This window comes from Streptomyces sp. NPDC026538, from assembly GCF_055567535.1.
Genome location: NZ_JBVHQG010000006.1, coordinates 411338 through 428354 on the forward strand (window position 1 = coordinate 411338; position 17017 = coordinate 428354).

Consider the following 17017-nt stretch of genomic DNA (forward strand, 5'->3'; position numbering starts at 1 on the left):
CACGGTCACCGAGAACGGCCGTGCGGAGGAGACAGCCGTCAAGGCCGTCCGCGTCGCGGCACTGATCCACGCGTACCGCGTACGCGGGCACCTGATGGCCGACACGAACCCGCTCGCGAACCAGCAGGGGGTCACTCCCCCGGAGCTCGACGTGAAGACGTTCGGGCTCGGTGAGGAGGACCTGGCCCGGACGTTCGTCGTGGACGACTTCGCCGGGCGGGACACGATGACGCTGCGTGACGTGCTGGCCGTACTACGGGAGTCCTACTGCCGGACCGTCGGCGTCCAGTACATGCACATCCAGAGCTCCGAGGAACGCTGCTGGGTCCAGCGGCGGATCGAATCGCCCCAGCGACCGCCGGACCGCGCCGAACAGTTGCAGATCCTCTACCGGCTGGGCGCGGCGGAAGCCTTCGAGAGGTTTCTGCACACCAAATACGTGGGCCAGAAACGGTACTCGCTCGAAGGCGGCGAGTCGGCGATCGTCCTGCTGGACACCCTGCTGCACCGTGCCATCGCTCACGGAGTGGGAGAAGCCGTCATCGGTATGGCGCACCGTGGCCGGCTCAATGTGCTGGCCAACATCGTCGGAAAGTCCTACCGGGAAGATCTTCCACGAGTTCGAGGATGCCGTGGACATCCGCTCGGTCCAGGGATCCGGTGATGTGAAATACCACCTCGGGGCGGAGGGGACCTATCGCGCCCTCGACGGCAGCACGGTCGGCGTCTCCGTCGTGGCGAACCCCTCGCACCTGGAGGTCGTGGGCCCGGTGGCCCAGGGAGTGGTCCGCGCCAAGCAGGAAGTCGCCTCGGACGGCGGCGGCGCCTTCGCGGTCCTCCCCGTCGCCGTCCACGGAGATGCCGCCTTCGCCGGTCAGGGCGTGGTCGGCGAGACGCTGAACATGTCGCTGCTGCCCGGCTATCACACCGGCGGGACGGTTCACGTCGTCATCAACAACCAACTCGGATTCACGACCACACCGGCCCACAGCCGGTCGAGCGCGTACGCCACCGATGTGGCCCGGACCGTCGAGGCCCCGATCCTGCACGTGAACGGAGACGATCCCGAGGCCGTCGTCCGTGTCGCCCGGTTCGCCTTCGACTACCGCCAGGCCTTCCACAAGGACGTCGTCATCGATCTGATCTGCTACCGGCGCCACGGCCACAGCGAGGTCGACGACCCGTCCATCACGCAGCCGCAGATGTACGACCGTATCGACGCCAGGCCCTCGGTGCGCAAGCTGTACGCCGACGCACTGGTCCGCCGGGGAGACATCGGCGCACGGCAGGCGGAAGGTGCCCTGCGGGACTACCGCGAGCGTCTTGAGCATGCCTTCGCCGAGACCCACGCGTCGCCGGCGCCGGGCCGACTGGCGGAGCACGTCACCGCCGGGAACTCGGGGCACGCGGCCGCCGTACCGGCCACCGCGATCACGGAGACGACCGCCCGGCACGTCGTCGCGTCCCAGACCGACCTGCCGCAGGGGTTCACCGTGCACCCGCGTGTTCTGCCGCAGTTGCACAGACGTGCCACGATGCCGGACACGGGAACCATCGACTGGGCCACCGCGGAGACCCTCGCCTTCGGCTCCCTGCTGCTGGACGGGGTTCCGGTGCGGCTGGCCGGGCAGGACTCCCGCCGCGGCACCTTCGGGCAGCGGCACGCCGTGCTCACCGACCGGCACACCGGCGTGGAGTACACACCGCTCAACTCGCTCGGCGCGCAGGCCGCGACCTTCACGCCGTACGACTCGATGCTGTCCGAACTGGCCGTGCTGGGCTTCGAGTACGGCTATTCGCTGGCACGGCCCGAAGCCCTGGTGCTGTGGGAGGCCCAGTTCGGCGACTTCGCCGACGGTGCCCAGACCGTCGTGGACGAGTACATCGCCTCGGCGGAACAGAAGTGGGGGCAGCGTTCCGGGGTGACCCTGCTGCTGCCGCACGGCCTGGAGGGTCAGGGACCGGACCACTCCTCCGGCAGGATCGAGCGTTTCCTCCAACTGTGCGCTCAGGGGAACATGACCGTGGCCGTGCCCACCCTGCCCGGCAACTACTTCCATCTGCTCAGGCAGCAGGCGCTCGGTGCCCCGCGGCACAGAAGGCCGCTGGTGGTGTTCACCCCGAAGTCGATGCTGCGGTCGAAGGCGGCGGTCTCCACGCTGACGGAGTTCACCACGGGCGGGTTCCGTGCGGTCCTGCCGGACGAGACGGCCGACGCCGCCCGGGTCAGGCGCGTGCTGATGTGTTCGGGCAAGGTCTTCTACGACCTGGACGCCTACCGGCGGGACGCCGGCCTGTCGGACACCGCGATCGTCCGTGTGGAGCGGCTCTACCCGTTCCCGGAGCGGGAACTCGCCGCGGAACTCGCCCGCTTCCCCGCCGACACGGAGGTGCGGTGGGTGCAGGAGGAGGCGGAGAACCAGGGAGCCTGGCTCTTCGTGAGCTCCCCTCTGCGACGGCTGGCGGACCGCCCCCTCGGGTGCGTCAGCCGGCCGCCGGCGTCGGCCGCGGCCGTGGGCTCCGCCCGACGGCATGCCGACGAGCAAGGGGAGCTGGTGGCATCCGCCTTCCGCTGACCACGGCACACGGACCGGGTTCCCGCGCTACAGCGCGACCCGTCACTGCGGGCCCCCTCGACGACACGCGAGGGGGCCCGCTCACCCGGCCGGGCAGCGCGCGCCGTACCGAGCCCCGGGTCGGAAACCGTCCGGGTGCGGACGACACGGCACGGTGGCCTCGGCCACCCGCTCCCGCGTGCCGCGACACGGCACGGCGGACTCAGTTGCCCGCTCCCGCGCGCAGCGACGCAGCCGCCTCGGCGGCCTCCGCGGTCACCCGGGCGGCGGCGCGGGCGGCTCGCCCGGTCGTACGCCAGGCGATCACGCGCAGTGCCGTGGGCGGTGCCGGCGGGAAGACGCCGAGCTGCCCGAGCATGGTGATGTCGTCGCGGACGGCCTCGTGCCGGATCACCTTGCCGTCGCGCAGGCCGATCACGTGGATCTGCTCGACGTCGATCTCGCGCCCGGTGGGCGGTACGGCCTGGTCGAGCGCGCCGTCGCGGTAGCGGACGAAGGGACCCGTGTGGCGGCCCTGCATACGCAGTCGCACCCAGATCTCGTCGTCGTTGAGCGCGGTGCCAAGGACCGGGAAGCGCAGGTCGCTGAAGGCGGAGCGCATCCATGCGCCCGAGGCGAGGACTCCGGCCGGGCCGGGCAACGCGCAGGCCGCGGGTGCCACCGCAGCTTCGCGGTTGTGGAACTCCTCGTGGACCACGTCGGCGGCCAGTGCCGGGGCACCTGTTGCGAGGACCCGGAAGAGTCCGTGGGCCAGTTCTGTGGGCTCCATACCCATGGTGCGGCTGCCTCTCGTCGGATGGCGGTTCGTGGTGCCGGCGTGGGCCCGGCCACGAGGGGCCGGCTGTGCGACCGCCGAAGGCATCCGGACGGGGCCGACGGAAATTGAGGTTACAGTACGCCTAATGAATTCATCGCGATAGAGTGCGATCATGCAGGCCAAGCGCTCCTACGTCTCCCCGCTGCGCGAACAGGCCGCCGCACGGACACGTGAGCTGATCCTGAGCCGGGCGACGGAACTGTTCGCCGAACGCGGCTACGGGCGGGTGACCGTGGCCGACATCGCCGCGGCCGCGGGCGTGGCCGCCAAGACCGTCTTCGCGAGCGTCGGCAGCAAGAGCGACATCCTGAACCGGATCGTCGACCAGGGTGTGAACGCCTCCGGCTACGAGCGGGCGATGGCGGCGCTGCTCGCGGAGCGGACGCCGGAGTCGGTGCTGCGCACGCTGGCCCGCGGCACACGGGCCGGCAACGAGGGTCAGTTCACCGTGCACGAGGCGATCCGCAAGGCGCTGCCCGTCCACGAGGACGGCGAGGCCCTGTGGGAGCGCGCGACCGCGGACTACCGGGATGCGCTGCGGACCGCGGCCCGCCATCTGCACACCCTGCCCGCGCGGCCCGTCTACTCCGTGGCGGAGACAGCCGACCTGCTCTGGCACTGGTTCGGACCCACCGGCTGGCAATCCCTCGTGGTCGAGAGCGGCTGGACCTGGGACCGTGCGGAGGACGTCCTGTACCGCACGGCGCTTGCCGCACTTCTCCCTCGCGACCCGATGACCGGATCCGGCGAAGACCACCGGGCCGGGCGAACGTACTGACCGCCGTCAGACAGACAGGTTTCGGTGTGCCGCGCCGTCCGTCCAGGACAGCACCGTCCGGGATCCGGTTCCAGGCGTCGCCATCCGGTGCCGCGGGAGCCCGCCCCGGTGGATTCTTCGTCCTCTGGACACTGGCCCCGCACGGCCGTTGACAAGCGACGGCACGCGGCCGTGTGTCTGAGAAGCCGGGGCGGGCTGCCCGGCCAGGTCTTTCGGTGAGTGTGAGGATCCGCACGTCCGCCGGGATTGCGTCGGCCGGGCCCGCACGCAAGAGTGTTCCAACTGCCCAGCCCAGCAATCGAGATGATTCCGTCGGGCGCCGCACACAGCGGCACCGGCGAAGAGGATGCGATGCGCGTGAGCCCCATGCCGTTGAGGGGACTCGCGGTGGCCTCGGCCACCGCGGTCACCGCTGTCGGAAGCGTCGTCGGTGTTGCCTCGGGCAGCAGCGCACAGAACAACGACGCCCAGGCGGCGGCCACCGACGCCACCCTCCTCGCGGACCTGCCCGCTGACCAGCAGGCACAGGTGCAGACCGCGTCCCTGACCCAGCAGGCCGACGCCGTGGCCGTCCAGGCGGACGCGAGCGCCCGCAAGGACGCCGAGCAGGCCGCCCGGGCGGCAGCGGCCAAGACCGCACAGGCCAAGAAGGCCGCCGCCGACAAGGCCGCCCGTGAGCGCGCAGAGGCCAAGGCAGCGGCCGGCGATTCCACCGCCAGCTTCCCGGTGCGGAGTTCGTACACCGTGGCGCAGCTCAAGGCGATGGCCGCGCAGATAGTGGGCAGCAGCCAGTTCCAGTGCTTCAGCAACATCGTGGACCACGAGTCCACCTGGAACTATCTCGCCGTCAACCCCTCCTCCGGCGCCTACGGACTCGTCCAGGCCCTGCCCGGCTCCAAGATGGCCTCTGTCGCGGCGGACTGGCAGACCAACCCGGCCACCCAGATCAAATGGGGCCTGAACTACATGAACACGGCCTACGGCAGCCCCTGCCAGGCGTGGGCCTTCTGGCAGGTCCACCACGCGTACTGACAGCCCCTGACCCAGCCGGCGCCGGCCGCCGCGCCGCCGCGGCTGGGCCGGGCCGGGCCCGTGCCCATCGGATGGCACGGGCCGCACGCCTACGTCTTCCAGTTCTACGCCCTCGACCGGGCCCCCGAACCGCCTGCCGGCTTCGCCCTCGACGAGCTGATCGCCGCCATCGAGGGCCACGCCGTCGGCCGCGCCCGGCTGGACGGAACATACGAGGTCGGCTCCAGTGCGATCATGTCAGGTGCCGGGAGAAGAACCTCAGTGCGCTGTCCTGTTCGAACGCCGGCAGGTCCCCGTGTCCGCCGGGGTTGGCGTGCAGCGTCTTCTCGGTCGAGGCGAAGGCGTCGAACAGCGCCAGGCACTGGTCACGCGGGACGCGCTCGTCGTCCCACTGCACCAGAAACTGCACCGGAACGCTGATCCGTGCGGCGTCCGCGCCCGAGGCCAAGGCCCCGCCGAGCCCCAACACGGCGGCGCGGACGCGGGGTTCGGCGGCGACGAAGGGAACACCGAGCCCGCATCCCAGCGAGACTCCCCAGTAGCCCACCGGGCCATCGCCCACGTGATCGAGCCGCCGAACCGCGTCCAGAACCGCCCGCCATTCCGGTACGGTCCGGCGGGCCACGAGCGCCTGGAATCCGGCGACCAGCGGCGCGAGTTCTTCGCCGGCCTCCACACGTGCCTGGTTCTCGGTCGCGATCCGGTTGAACTTCTCGTCCAACGGCCGGTCACCATGGCCGGGTACGTCGACCGCCAGCACAGCGAACCCGCACTCGGTCACGAAGCGGCGCGCACGGTCCATGATGTCGGGGGCCTTCTTGTGCTGACCGCCGCCATGCCCCATCACGATGAGCGGACGGGCCCCGGCAGCACCTTCCGGCGTCCACAGCACACCGGGAACCTCGTCGAGGACAAAAAGTTGTTCGCAGACGCCGTCGGAGGACGTCTCGGAAATGAAGCGCATGGGGTTCAAGCCCTTCGGGATGCCTTCTGCGGGCACTCCCTAGGCCATGCGAGGGAGGGAGGCCCGACCTGTCACAGTGTTGATCGGTCTCACCTCCCCAGTTCGCAGCAAGCGCACAGCGGAACCGAAGCTATCACAGGGGTCCTCAGGCCCTCGGCGGTTTCTGGTCCGCACGCGGCGACGTGACCGCTCTGCTGCGGCCGCGCCGTAGTCCACCAGGGCTCCGGCCGCGGGTTCCGGCCCCGGCCTTCGGCTCAGGTGCCGTGGCGATGCCTGGTTCTGTCAGGGGCGGTTCACGCGGAAGTGATAGCAGCCGTATTCGACGGCGCGGACGTGTACCTGCGCGGTGTCGGGGTCGGCGAAGGCCTCGGCCAGCGCCTGTTCGAAAGCCGCGCGGGGATCCTCGGGAATCTCCAGCATGCGACCGCCCGCGATGTGGCCTCGCCGGTCATAGCGGCGCAGGACGCGCAGGGCGCCGGGGCGCGCCCACGGGTAGCCGGAGTCCTCGTCGGCCGGGCCGCCGCAGTCCTCGGCGTGGATGAAGACCGGCCCCTGTTCGTCGTACGCCCCGGGGTCGGCGTCCGTCTCCGCCGCCCACCGACGCAGCGGGGCGTAGCAGACCAGGGCGATCCGCTCCCCCCTGGCACTGGACCGCAGGCAGCAGCGCAGCGGCGCGTCGCCTTCGTCGTCCGTGTACGGGCGCGGCGGGTGCCCGGCGTCGTCACGAGCACGCAGTTCCTTGAGGGCTTCGGACGGGATGGGAAGAGGAAGGAAGGCAGGAGTCATGGGTTCAGCCTGACGCGGGCCGAGCGGGGACGCCGGCGGGATCCGGACGCCGCCTTTCACGCCGGAGGAGCGTCCGCCGAAGAGGCCCGGAAGTCGCGTTCGGCCGGTACCGGTCATGGCGTGGCGGGTTCGCGTCCCGTCCCTTCCAGCCGGTGGCAGGCGTGGGGCGGACCGGGAGTGAACCGGTGGGTGCTCTGGGGCTCGTGAGATGTGCGACGGCGCACTCTTCGAACCAATCGCGCCACCTCGCGCTCCGTTAATGCTTCCTCACTCCTGGGCAGATATGCCACGGTCAGCTCCGCGCGCCGCGGATCACCCCCGCCGACTCCGGCCGCACCCCTGGCGGACCAGGCCCACGCCGGAGACCATGGCGCCCAACTCACACGATCGCGACGCACGAGACCTCGTCCCGGACGACCGGCGCCATCAGCTCCGCCCGATCTTCGAGCCGCACGGCGTGCGGTCACCCGAACCGCTCTCCCCGCTCGCGGTCCGCCACACGCGGGGCGGAATCCCCTACGAGGAGTTGCCGAAATGTCCCATGATTCCCCCGAGTTACCCTCGGACCGGCACCCGTACGACCGCTCCCCGCACAACCGCTCCCCCGACGACCGTTCTCCGTACGACCTCTCCGCGCACGACCGACCGCTGTACGACCGCTCGCTGTACGACCGCCCCTCCCCCACCTGGTCGACCGGGCAGCTGGAGCTGTCCGGCGTCCGTCCCCCGGACCCGCACTCCGGCGCCCACCGCACCCTGCGCCTGCTGCGGCGCGCCTACCGCTGGCAACGGCGCGTGGCGACCGCCACCGCGCTCGGCTACTTCGCCGCCTTCCTCACCCTGACCGTCAAGGCGCCCTCCCTGATGGCCCGGCCGGGCCCGGGCGGCCTGCCCACCGGGCTGGTCCTGGCCCTCGTCCAGATCCCCGTCACCTGGCTCGCGGTCTTCCTCTACGAAGCCGCCGCGCACCGCTTCGTGGATCCCCTGGCGCGCCACGCCCGCCGCCAGACCCACGTGGCCGTCGCGGACCGGGAGCAGGGGCCATGACCGAGTTCAGCGGCTCCGCCCAGTCCTGGTCCCTCGTCGCGTTCTGCACGGTCGTCGCCCTCACCCTCCTGCTGTGCGTGCTCACCGGCCCGGAGGCGGACGACCTCGCCGAGTTCTACACCGGTTACCGGTCCCTCTCCCCGATACGCAACGGGCTGGCCGTCGCCGGTGACTACATCTCCGCCGCCACCGTCCTCACCGTCGGCGGGATCATCGCCCTGTGCGGCTACGACGGAATCGTCCTGGCCCTGAGCGCCCTGCTGTCCCTGTTGTTGCTGATGTTCCTGCTGGCCGAACCCCTCCACAACACCGGCCGCTACACCATGGGCGACGCGCTGGCGCGGCGTCACCCCGCGCGGTCCGTGCGCGTCACGGCGTGTCTGGTCACCCTGGCCGCGCTCGTCCCGATGATGGTCGTACAGCTGGCCGGGGTCGGTGAACTCCTGGCGTACGTCCTCGGGTTCACCGATCCCGGCATGAAGAACGGCTGTGTGGCCGGGGCCGGCGTTCTCATGATCACTTATGCGGCGCTGGGCGGGATGCCCGGCACCGCGCTCGTCCAGATCATCAAGACCGTGGTACTGCTCGGCTCCGGGCTGGTCGTGAGCGTCCTGATCCTGCGCACGTTCGGCTGGCAGCCCCAGGCGCTGTTCCACGCGGCGGCCGGGCAGAGCGGGGCGGGGCCCGCCTATCTCAGGTGGGGTCTGCAGTATTCCAGCAGCCCGCATCCCGCGCTGGACATGGCCAGCACCCAGTGCGCGATCGTGCTCGGCGGTGCCAGCCTGCCGCATGTCACCATGCGCATGTACACCGCAGGCACTCCGCGTCAGGTGCGCCGTGCGATGTCCTGGGCGGTCTCCTCGGTGACCCTGTTCATCCTGATGCTCACGCTGATCTGCACGGGTGCGGCCGCACTCGTCGGTCACGACCGCATCGCCGCCGCCGACGCGCACGGCACCACCGCCTATCTCCTGGGCGCCCGCGCCGCGTTCGGAACCAGTCTGTCCCGGCCGGAGAGCCTCCTCTTCGCCACCGTCACCACCGCCGTCTTCCTCACCCTCCTCGCCTCCGTCGCCAGCATGACGCTCGCCTGCGCCAACACCCTCGCCCACGACCTGACCGCGTCCCGCGCCCATCCCCCGGCTCCGGCCCGGGAATTGGCCCTCGCCCGGTTCAGCGCCCTGGCCGTGGGCATCCCCACCATCCTCCTGGCCGTCCTCGCCCAGCACCGCAGCCTTCAGCCGCTGGCCACCGTCTCCTTCACCCTCGGCGCCTCGGCCATCGCCCCCGCGCTCCTCTACACCCTCTTCTGGCGGCGCTTCACGCGCACCGCGCTCCTGGCCACCCTCATCGTCGGCTCCCTGAGCGTCCTGGCCGTGGCCCCCGGCACCACCCTGGTCTCGGGGACACCGCTGTCCGCCTTCCCCGAGGCCGACTTCGCCTGGTTCCCCTACAACACGACCGCCCTCGTCTCCGTACCCGCGGGCTTCCTGGCCGGCTGGCTCACCACCGTCCTGTCCGGGCGGCGGGCCACCGCCCGCGAACGCAGCCGCTACGAGTCCCACGAGCACCACCTCCTCACCGGCACGCCGCCACGCCACTCGCCCCAGTAGTGCCGGACACGGCGGGAAGGGGCGCCCCCGCCGGGGACGCCCCTTCCCTTCACCGCCCTTCGGAACCTACTCGATGTTGATCTTGAAGGTGCTGGTCGTGTTCTTGATGTCCTGGGCGTTGCCGCTCATCCGCAGGTTGCGGAAGGTGGCCTCGCCGACCGCCGGGCCCTGGCCGGGCTCGGGCAGTTCGTTGGCCCAGATGCCGAAGCCGGACTTGGCGTCGAAGGCGTCGCCGCTCTTCTTGGAGTTGGTGATGGAGATGTCGGTGAAGATGGTGTCCTTCACCGGGAACTGCGGCTGGCCGCCGACGTAGTTGGTCTGGAACATCACGCCTCCGTAGGTGGAGTCGTCGATGTCGACGTCGTTGACCCGGATGCCCTGGAAGACCTTCGAGGCGGAGAACGCCCAGATGGCGGGGAAGACCTGGGAGCCCCAGAAGTGGCCGCCCGTCCGGTCCAGGGAGACGTTCTCGATCGTCGTGGGTTCGGTGCCGAAGCCGTTCATCGGGTAGCCGAAGTCCAGCGAGGAGATCGTGATGCCGGAGTAGACGAGGGTGTCGGCGACCCGGATGTTGCGGAAGGTGTTGTTGTAGCCGCCGTAGACCGCGATGCCCGCCGCGCGCCAGGTGAGGGTGGACGTCAGGTTCTCGTAGAGGTTGTTCTTCTCGTCGGCGCCGCCGGCGTCGATGGCCGAGAAGAGCGCGAAGCTGTCGTCGCCCGTGGCGCGGGCGTCGTTGTTGACCACGTGGTTGTCCGTGGAACCGTTGGTCATGTTGATGCCGTCGGCGAACGTGTCACGGATGCGGGAGTTCTCGATGGTCATGTTGTCGGTGTTGGCGCCCCAGTAGAGGCACACCATGTGCTCGGCCCAGATGTTGTCGATGGTGATGTTCGAGACGTTGGAGAAGTCGAACACCTTGCCCGGGCCGTCGATCCGGGACGTGTAGTTGCCGAAGTAGGCGAAGCCGGAGAAGGTCGAACCGTTCGCGGTGGCCTCGGCCCGGAAGCCCACGTCCGTGTTCTCCTGCGAGGAGGGTGCGCGGAAGCGCGTGAACCACGGCCCGGCCCCGACGACCTTGACGGCCTTGCCGTAGACCTGGAACTTGCTGGAGGTGTCGTAGTCCCCGGCGGGCAGGTAGACGCCGACGAGTTTGCCCGTGGTGTCCATGCGCACCTTGTCGAGCGCGTTCTGCACGTCCTGCTGCGTGAAGCCGGCCGGGACCGTGTAGGCGGCCGGATCCGGGTTCGGGATCTCCGTCGCCTGTTCGAGGTTGATGAAGTCGATGGCGTAGGTGGAGGTGTTGGCCGCGTCCTTCTGGAGGCGGATCTTGGAGCCGGCCGGCACGGTCCTGCCGAGCAGCAGGTTGGCCTCGTCGTAGATGTGACGCTGGGCACCGGAGCCGGGCGAGTTGCCGGGCGAGGTCTCGTTGCCGTAGAGCCAGGCGTACTTCGAGGTGAGGTCGATCGCCTTGAGGAACTGGCCGTCGACGTAGACGTTCAGGGTGGTGTTGGTGCCGTCCGGGATGGAGAAGCGGGTGACCAGGGTGTTGGTCGCCGCGCGGGTGGTCCACTCGACGTACTGGCCGGTCCCGTTCAGTGTCACCGCCTTGCGGCCGCTCGCCTCGCCGGCGATGTCGCCGATGGTCCGGTTCGGGCCGACGACCGTGGCGCCGCCGCCGACCGTGCCGTCCTCGGCCTCGTACATGTCGTAGGGCATGTCCGCGCCGCGGCCGACGAACAGCGGCTGCGTGGTGGTGTTGTTGGTGCGCTTGACCGGCAGTTCGTTGGTGTCGTCGGCGATGACCGTCTTGACGGTGTACTTGCCGTTGACGGCCGTCCACGAGCCGAGGGCGATCGGTGCGGTCGTCTGGCCGGAGGCGATCGCGCCGTTGTAGGAGCCGCTGAGCGTCTTGACGGTCGCGCCGTTGGCGTCCTGGATCGTCAGGGTGACGCCGTGGGCGCCGGAGGCCGAGGCCACCGTGCCCTGGTTCTTGATGGCGATGGTGAAGGCGACCGCGTCGCCCGCCGAGGCGCTGGACGGTGTCCAGGCGACCGGTGCGGCGACCAGGTCGGAACTGGATACCGGCTTGACGACCAGGGCGTCGGAGCGGGTGAAGACGTTGTTGGCCTCGTTCTGCTCGATGACCTTGTTCGACGGGTCCACCTCGGCACCGACCGGGTAACTGCCCGCGTCCCGGCTGCCGATGCTCGCGGTGACCGTCTTCGTCTCGCCGGCGGCGAGGGCCGGGACGTCGGCCGTGGCTGCCTTGGTGCCGCCGAGGGTGAAGTTCAGGTCGGTGGCCTTGGAGGCCTTGCTGCCGCTGTTGGTGACGGTCGCCGTCAGGCTGATGGCGTCCGACTCGACCGGCGCGGCGGGCGAGTTGGTGATCCCGGTGACCTTGAGGTCAGGGTTGGCGGCCGGGGTGCCGATCACCTGCACCTCGGCGACCTGCGCGCCCGGGGCACCGGTGTTGGAGGCGAACTTGAGCTGGATGTCGGCGGCGGCGCCGGAGACCGGGATGGTCACCGTGTTGCCGGTCGCCGGGTTGAACGTGTAGTCCTTGGCCGCGGCGAGGCTGGTGAAGGCCGTGGCGTCCTGGTCGCGGCCGAGCACCTGGATGTTCTGGGTGCGGGTGGACCAGGCGGGGTCCGGGTTGAGCTTGACGACGACCTGGCCGAGGTCGGCGTTGGCACCCAGCTTGGTGGTGAGGGTGGCCGGGTAGGCGCCGCCCGCACTCTCCCAGTAGGTGCCGATCTGACCGTCGTTGGCGTTGGCGGCGACGTAGGTGAAGGTGTACGAGGAGGCCTCGACGGGCTTGCCCTGGGCGAGGTCGGAACCGGCGCCGGATCCGGGCCGGGTGACGCTGTTGCTCGCCACCGACACGTTCCCGGCGGCGTCCTTCGCCTTCACGTAGTAGGTGACCGTGGCCGTCGCCGACGGGGTGTCGGTGTAGGTCGTGACGCCACCCGCCACGGACTTGACGAGCTGGTCGTTGGCGTAGACGTCGTAACCGGTGACCTGGACGTTGTCGCTGGACGCCTGCCAGGTGAGCTTCACGTCGCTGCCGGACTGGGTGTAGGCGAGGTTGCCGGGCGCCGTGGGGGCCTGGGTGTCGCCGCTCGCCCCCTTGCGGGTGACGCTGTTGCTGTTGGCGGAGACGTTGCCCGCCGCGTCCTTGGCCCGCACGAAGTAGGTGATGTCGCTGCCGGCCGGCTGGGTGTCGGTGTAGGTCAGGACGTTCCCGGCGACGCTCGCCCGCAGCTGGCCGTTGGCGTAGACGTCGTAGCCGGTGACGGCCGTGTCGTCGGTGGCCGCGTTCCAGGTCAGCTTGATCTGGCCGGTGGCGGGCTCGGTGTAGCTCAGGTTGGAGGGCGCGGTGGGCGCCTGGGTGTCGCCGGTGGCCGGTCCGTAGACCTCCAGCTCGGACGCCTGCCCGGCGGGCCAGCCGCTGTTGGCGGTGAACAGCGCGCGCACGTACCGCGTGGTGGTCGCGTCGAACGTGACGGTCGCCGACTGGTCGTCGGAGCTGTCGAAGGTGTACGCCTTCGAGGCCGTCAGGTCGGTGAAGTTCTGGTTGTCGGTCGAGCCCTGGATCTTGAGCGTCTGGCTGCGGCTCGGCCAGCCGCTGGGCAGCCGCAGCGTCACCTGGTTCACCTTGACCGACGAGCCGAGGTCGACCTGGAGCCACTGCGGGAAGGCGTTGTTCGTGCTCTCCCAGTAGGTGTTGCGGTTGCCGTCACCGGCGTTGGCCGCGCCGTAGACGTCGGCGTGGCCGCTCTCGCTGAAGGGCTTGCCCTGGGCGAGGTTGGGGGTCGAGGCGGCGGCCGTGAGGACCTGCATCTCGGCGAGCTGCGCGGTGGCGGCGACCGAGTTGGCGCTGAAGTCGGCCCGTACGTACCGGGCGAGGGTGGCCGGGAAGGAGACCTTCACCGTGTTGCCGTTGCCGGGGCTGAAGACGTACTGCGCCGACGACTTGAGGGTGGCGAAGCTCTTGCCGTCGGCGCTGCCCTGAAGTGCCAGCGTCTGCTTGCGGGTCTGCCACTGCTCGGGCAGCCGCAGCACGACCTGGCGGACGCGTTCGGTCCGTCCGAGGTCGGTCTGGACCCACTGGGCGGACTTCTTTCCGGCCTGCCAGTAGGTGTCGGTGTCGCCGTCGGTGACGTTGGCGGCCGCGTGTGCGGCGCGGGCGCTGCCCGCCTTGGTCCTGGCGTCCGCGGCGGCGTTGGGCCCGCCGGCCGCGTGCGCGCCGACGGCGGGCAGGCCCAGAACCATCACGGCGGAGGCGAGCACAGCGGTCGCTGCGCGCCGTCTCCAGGATCTCGGCTTGTGTCGAGTCATGCGAGGTCGCTTTCTGCGGAGGCTCGCACGCCGGAGGGGCGGGCGAGGGCGGCTCGTTCCTGGCGGAGTGGGGCAGAAAGGTGCGGGGCCGAACGGGTCTCTGCGGTCTTTCTGCGGTCTCGCTGCGGTCTCTCTGTGGAGCGATGACACGATGGCGCGGTGCGCAGAATATTGCGTTGTTTCATCGAAATATTGCAGAGACCTCTGAGTCGGTCCACAGGCAGGACGGCACAAGTTTCACCAGAAACGCTCACGGCGCGGCGGCGCAGGCAGCCCAAAGGCAGCCAAAGAGCCAGCAGTCAGGCGCACTTCGCATGACCGGACGCCCCGGCCCGTCACTCGGATGCGCGCTGAGCGCTTGCGTCACCGGACCGCAAGTGAACGCAAGTTGCGCAAGAATTTGCGCACTCCTGCGTCGCGCACCTTGCAACGCAAGTCCGGGTCCGGCGGTGTGCGGCGAGTATGCCGGCGAGAACTCCGACGACGCCGGCCCGGCCCGGACCCTCGCAGGAGCAACGGCGACTCTTTCGAACTGCGCGCAGAGCGCGGCCCGAGTCGGCTGCGGGCGGTCGGCGTCGCGGGCTGCTCGGGTGGCCGCTCGGGCGAAGCGGCTCCACCGCCCGCCCTGCCCGCCGAGAATCCCGGCGAGTTGTCGAATTCGCAGGTCAACGGTCCAGTCCTGACGTGCCCTTGACTGCCCGCCGTACACCGGGAAATCTCAGAATGCCGTCTGTTCCCCGGGCGGCGGCCACCCTTCGTTCACGCGTCCGTCGCCGCGGAACGGCTTGCTGTGGGGCGAAGTTATATAGACAACTTTGCTCACCTGGACGTCGTCGCGACGGCGTCCGGGGCGGTGAGGACCCAACACCGTGCAACCCCTCTCACAGGTCGACGCGGCCGGCGGCGGCATCACCTGGCACACCGACGAGGGCCGGTACGACATCACGGTCACCGCGGGCACGGCACCGGGACCCGGTTCGCCCGGCGTTACGCGGGGACCGTGCACGCAGGCTGAGCGACGCGAGGTGGGGCCGGACACGGGCTGTCGAATCCGTGTCCGGCCCCTTCCGTGATGCGGAGTCGCGGGGGCGCCGTGCTCAGGGCGAGCAGGGTCCGCGCCGGGTGGGTGGGGTGCCCGGGTGTCCGCCGGGCGGGTGGAGTGTGGTGATGCCGGTGACGACGAAGTCGATCCCGGCGAGGAACTGCTCGCGGTCGTCGTGCTCGCGCATCTGGTCCGCGACGGCCCGGGTGAACGGGTAGGCCTCGGGGTCGAGCTCCTTCCACGCCGTCGAGACGGCGCCGAGGAACTCCGCGCGGTCCGTGTCGGGGCCGGGGGCACCGGCGTTCACGGCGTTCTGGCCCGCGGCGCCGAGGATGTAGTGCAACAGCGCCGAGGTCGCCGTGAACCAGGTGCTCTCGGGCACGCCGAGCGCGCGGACCTGCCGGCCGATGCTTTCGAAGAGCCGCGCCGTCACCGTCCCCCAGGGGTTGCGGGAGAGCTGCACGGCGAGCTGGGTGGCCAGCCAGGGGTGTTCCTCGATCGCCCCGGACAGGCCGAGCGCGACGGCGCGGATCCCGTCCTGCGGTGAGCCCGCGGGATCGGCGGGTTCGGTGGCCAGGGCTGCCGCGACGGCACCTTCGGTGGCGGCGCTGAGCAGCTCGTCCTTGTTCGCCACGTGCCAGTAGACCGCCCCGGGGCCGGTGGCGAGGCGCTCCGTGAGTGCCCGGAACGTCAGTCCGCTCTCACCGGCCGCATCGAGCAGTTCGACGGCGGCCTCGACGATGCGGTCCCGCGAGAGCGCCTCTGTGCGCCGCTGTGACCGGCGCGTCCGCGTTGCCATGCCGCCATGTTGACACATCTGGAGCGACGTTCCAACATGGAGCACCGTTCCATTCTGGAACGGCGTACCAGAAATCGAGGGAGAGCCACCATGTGCGATCACGTCACGATCATCGGCGCCGGACTCGGCGGCCTCACGCTCGCCCGCGTCCTGCACGTGCACGGAATCCCGGCCACCGTCTACGAGGCGGAGGCGTCCGCGACGGCGCGGGCGCAGGGCGGGATGCTCGACATCCATGACAACAACGGCCGGCCGGCCCTCGAGGCGGCCGGCCTGATCGAGGAGTTCCGCGCTCTCGTCCTGGAGGGACGCCAGGCGACCCGGGCCCTCGCTCCGGACGGTGCGGTCCTGCACGACGAACCCGACGACGGCACGGGGGGCCGCCCCGAGGTGCTCCGCGGCGAACTGCGGCGGACCCTGCTCGACTCGCTCCCGGCCGGCACCGTCCGGTGGGGCCACAAGGTCAGCGATGTCCGTGCCCTCGGCGACGGCCGCCACGAGGTGACCTTCGCCGACGGCGGCTCGGTCACCACGAGCCTGCTGGTCGGCGCGGACGGCGCGTGGTCACGGGTCCGGCCGCTGCTGTCCGACGCGGTGCCCGAGTACGTCGGAACGTCGTTCGTCGAGACCTACCTCTTCGACGCCGACACCCGGCACCCGGCCACCGCGAAGGCGGTCGGCGGCGGGGCGATGTTCGCGCTGGCGCCGGGGAAGGGGATCCAGGCCCACCGGGAGAACGGCGGGACCCTGCACACCTATGTGGCACTCCGCAGGACGCAGGACTGGTTCGCCGGCATCGACTTCACCGACACCGGCGCGGCGGCCGCGCGGATCGCGGCCGAGTTCGACGGCTGGGCACCGGAGCTCACCGCGTTGATCACCGACGGCGAGACCGCGCCGGTCCTGCGCCCCCTCCACACCCTGCCCGTCGAGCACCGGTGGGACCGGGTACCGGGGGTGACGCTGCTCGGCGACGCGGCCCACCTCATGGTCCCGAGCGGCGAGGGCGCCAACCTGGCCATGTACGACGGCGCCGAACTCGGCAGGGCCCTGGCCTCACACCCCGACGACACCGAGGCCGCGCTCACGGCGTACGAGCAGGCCATGTTCTCCCGCAGCGCCGAGGAGGCCACCGAGGCCGCCCAGCTCCATGAGCTCATGTTCGGCGACGACTCGCCCCACGGCCTGATCGCCATGTTCACCGGAGCCGAGCGGCCGTCGTGAA

General features: G+C 70.6%; 9 protein-coding genes and 3 pseudogenes. 7 read left to right on the top strand and 5 right to left on the bottom strand.

The features are described 5' to 3' along the window. Nucleotides 1–25: 25 nt before the first annotated feature. A pseudogene (locus tag ACZ4N4_RS25550) lies at nt 26–2576 on the top strand (multifunctional oxoglutarate decarboxylase/oxoglutarate dehydrogenase thiamine pyrophosphate-binding subunit/dihydrolipoyllysine-residue succinyltransferase subunit); the annotation flags it as partial. Between the two features lie 355 nt (nt 2577–2931). Here ACZ4N4_RS25550 and ACZ4N4_RS25555 read toward each other — a convergent pair. Then, nucleotides 2932–3507 (bottom strand): annotated as a pseudogene (locus ACZ4N4_RS25555) (ester cyclase); the annotation flags it as partial. Between ACZ4N4_RS25555 and ACZ4N4_RS25560 the strand changes: the two are divergent. The 3 genes and pseudogenes from ACZ4N4_RS25560 to ACZ4N4_RS25570 form a co-directional block, all read left to right on the top strand. Beyond that, nucleotides 3506–4171 (top strand): TetR/AcrR family transcriptional regulator, encoded by a 666-nt coding sequence (locus ACZ4N4_RS25560; protein WP_467592435.1) that lies wholly within the window; start codon nt 3506–3508, stop codon nt 4169–4171. The pseudogene ACZ4N4_RS25555 and the gene ACZ4N4_RS25560 overlap by 2 nt on opposite strands. Before the next feature lie 351 nt (nt 4172–4522). Beyond that, a complete protein-coding gene (locus ACZ4N4_RS25565) occupies nt 4523–5203 on the top strand; it encodes an aggregation-promoting factor C-terminal-like domain-containing protein (RefSeq protein ID WP_453576441.1) in 681 nt (226 codons plus the stop codon). Between the two features lie 60 nt (nt 5204–5263). Continuing rightward, nucleotides 5264–5404, top strand: a pseudogene (locus ACZ4N4_RS25570) (YbhB/YbcL family Raf kinase inhibitor-like protein); the annotation flags it as partial. A gap of 31 nt (nt 5405–5435) precedes the next feature. On the opposite strand, the gene ACZ4N4_RS25575 reads toward ACZ4N4_RS25570, so the two are convergent. Together ACZ4N4_RS25575 and ACZ4N4_RS25580 are read right to left on the bottom strand one after the other, a co-directional pair. Next, nucleotides 5436–6167: a dienelactone hydrolase family protein gene (locus ACZ4N4_RS25575; protein ID WP_453576466.1), complete on the bottom strand. Its 732-nt coding sequence runs from the start codon at nt 6165–6167 to the stop codon at nt 5436–5438. A gap of 282 nt (nt 6168–6449) precedes the next feature. Further along, on the bottom strand, nt 6450–6953 hold the full coding sequence (locus ACZ4N4_RS25580) for a DUF1203 domain-containing protein (RefSeq protein ID WP_453576438.1): 504 nt from the start codon (nt 6951–6953) through the stop codon (nt 6450–6452). A 534-nt stretch (nt 6954–7487) separates the two neighbouring features. Between ACZ4N4_RS25580 and ACZ4N4_RS25585 the strand changes: the two genes are divergently transcribed. Both ACZ4N4_RS25585 and ACZ4N4_RS25590 read left to right on the top strand, forming a co-directional pair. Next, on the top strand, nt 7488–8000 hold the full coding sequence (locus ACZ4N4_RS25585; RefSeq protein ID WP_453576435.1) for a DUF485 domain-containing protein: 513 nt from the start codon (nt 7488–7490) through the stop codon (nt 7998–8000). Continuing rightward, complete coding sequence (locus ACZ4N4_RS25590) at nt 7997–9613, top strand: sodium/solute symporter (RefSeq protein WP_467592439.1); 1617 nt, start codon at nt 7997–7999, stop codon at nt 9611–9613. The genes ACZ4N4_RS25585 and ACZ4N4_RS25590 overlap by 4 nt, the downstream gene beginning before the upstream one ends. A gap of 66 nt (nt 9614–9679) precedes the next feature. Here ACZ4N4_RS25590 and ACZ4N4_RS25595 read toward each other — a convergent pair whose 3' ends face one another. Continuing rightward, nucleotides 9680–13951: a discoidin domain-containing protein gene (locus tag ACZ4N4_RS25595; RefSeq protein WP_467592441.1), complete on the bottom strand. Its 4272-nt coding sequence runs from the start codon at nt 13949–13951 to the stop codon at nt 9680–9682. A gap of 1097 nt (nt 13952–15048) precedes the next feature. Further along, nucleotides 15049–15792: a TetR/AcrR family transcriptional regulator gene (locus ACZ4N4_RS25600; RefSeq protein ID WP_453576424.1), complete on the bottom strand. Its 744-nt coding sequence runs from the start codon at nt 15790–15792 to the stop codon at nt 15049–15051. 90 nt (nt 15793–15882) lie between these two features. On the opposite strand from ACZ4N4_RS25600, the gene ACZ4N4_RS25605 reads away from it, so the two are divergent. Beyond that, on the top strand, nt 15883–17016 hold the full coding sequence (locus ACZ4N4_RS25605; protein WP_467592444.1) for an FAD-dependent oxidoreductase: 1134 nt from the start codon (nt 15883–15885) through the stop codon (nt 17014–17016). The last annotated feature ends 1 nt before the right edge of the window (nt 17017 follow it).

What these genes read in the sequence shown, in the direction of transcription:
- ACZ4N4_RS25560 (WP_467592435.1), top strand. Translation starts at nt 3,506, where the DNA reads ATGCAGGCCAAGCGCTCCTACGTCTCCCCGCTGCGCGAACAGGCCGCC.
- ACZ4N4_RS25565 (WP_453576441.1), top strand. Translation starts at nt 4,523, where the DNA reads ATGCGCGTGAGCCCCATGCCGTTGAGGGGACTCGCGGTGGCCTCGGCC.
- ACZ4N4_RS25575 (WP_453576466.1), bottom strand. Translation starts at nt 6,167, where the DNA reads ATGCGCTTCATTTCCGAGACGTCCTCCGACGGCGTCTGCGAACAACTT.
- ACZ4N4_RS25580 (WP_453576438.1), bottom strand. Translation starts at nt 6,953, where the DNA reads ATGACTCCTGCCTTCCTTCCTCTTCCCATCCCGTCCGAAGCCCTCAAG.
- ACZ4N4_RS25585 (WP_453576435.1), top strand. Translation starts at nt 7,488, where the DNA reads ATGTCCCATGATTCCCCCGAGTTACCCTCGGACCGGCACCCGTACGAC.
- ACZ4N4_RS25590 (WP_467592439.1), top strand. Translation starts at nt 7,997, where the DNA reads ATGACCGAGTTCAGCGGCTCCGCCCAGTCCTGGTCCCTCGTCGCGTTC.
- ACZ4N4_RS25595 (WP_467592441.1), bottom strand. Translation starts at nt 13,951, where the DNA reads ATGACTCGACACAAGCCGAGATCCTGGAGACGGCGCGCAGCGACCGCT.
- ACZ4N4_RS25600 (WP_453576424.1), bottom strand. Translation starts at nt 15,792, where the DNA reads ATGGCAACGCGGACGCGCCGGTCACAGCGGCGCACAGAGGCGCTCTCG.
- ACZ4N4_RS25605 (WP_467592444.1), top strand. Translation starts at nt 15,883, where the DNA reads ATGTGCGATCACGTCACGATCATCGGCGCCGGACTCGGCGGCCTCACG.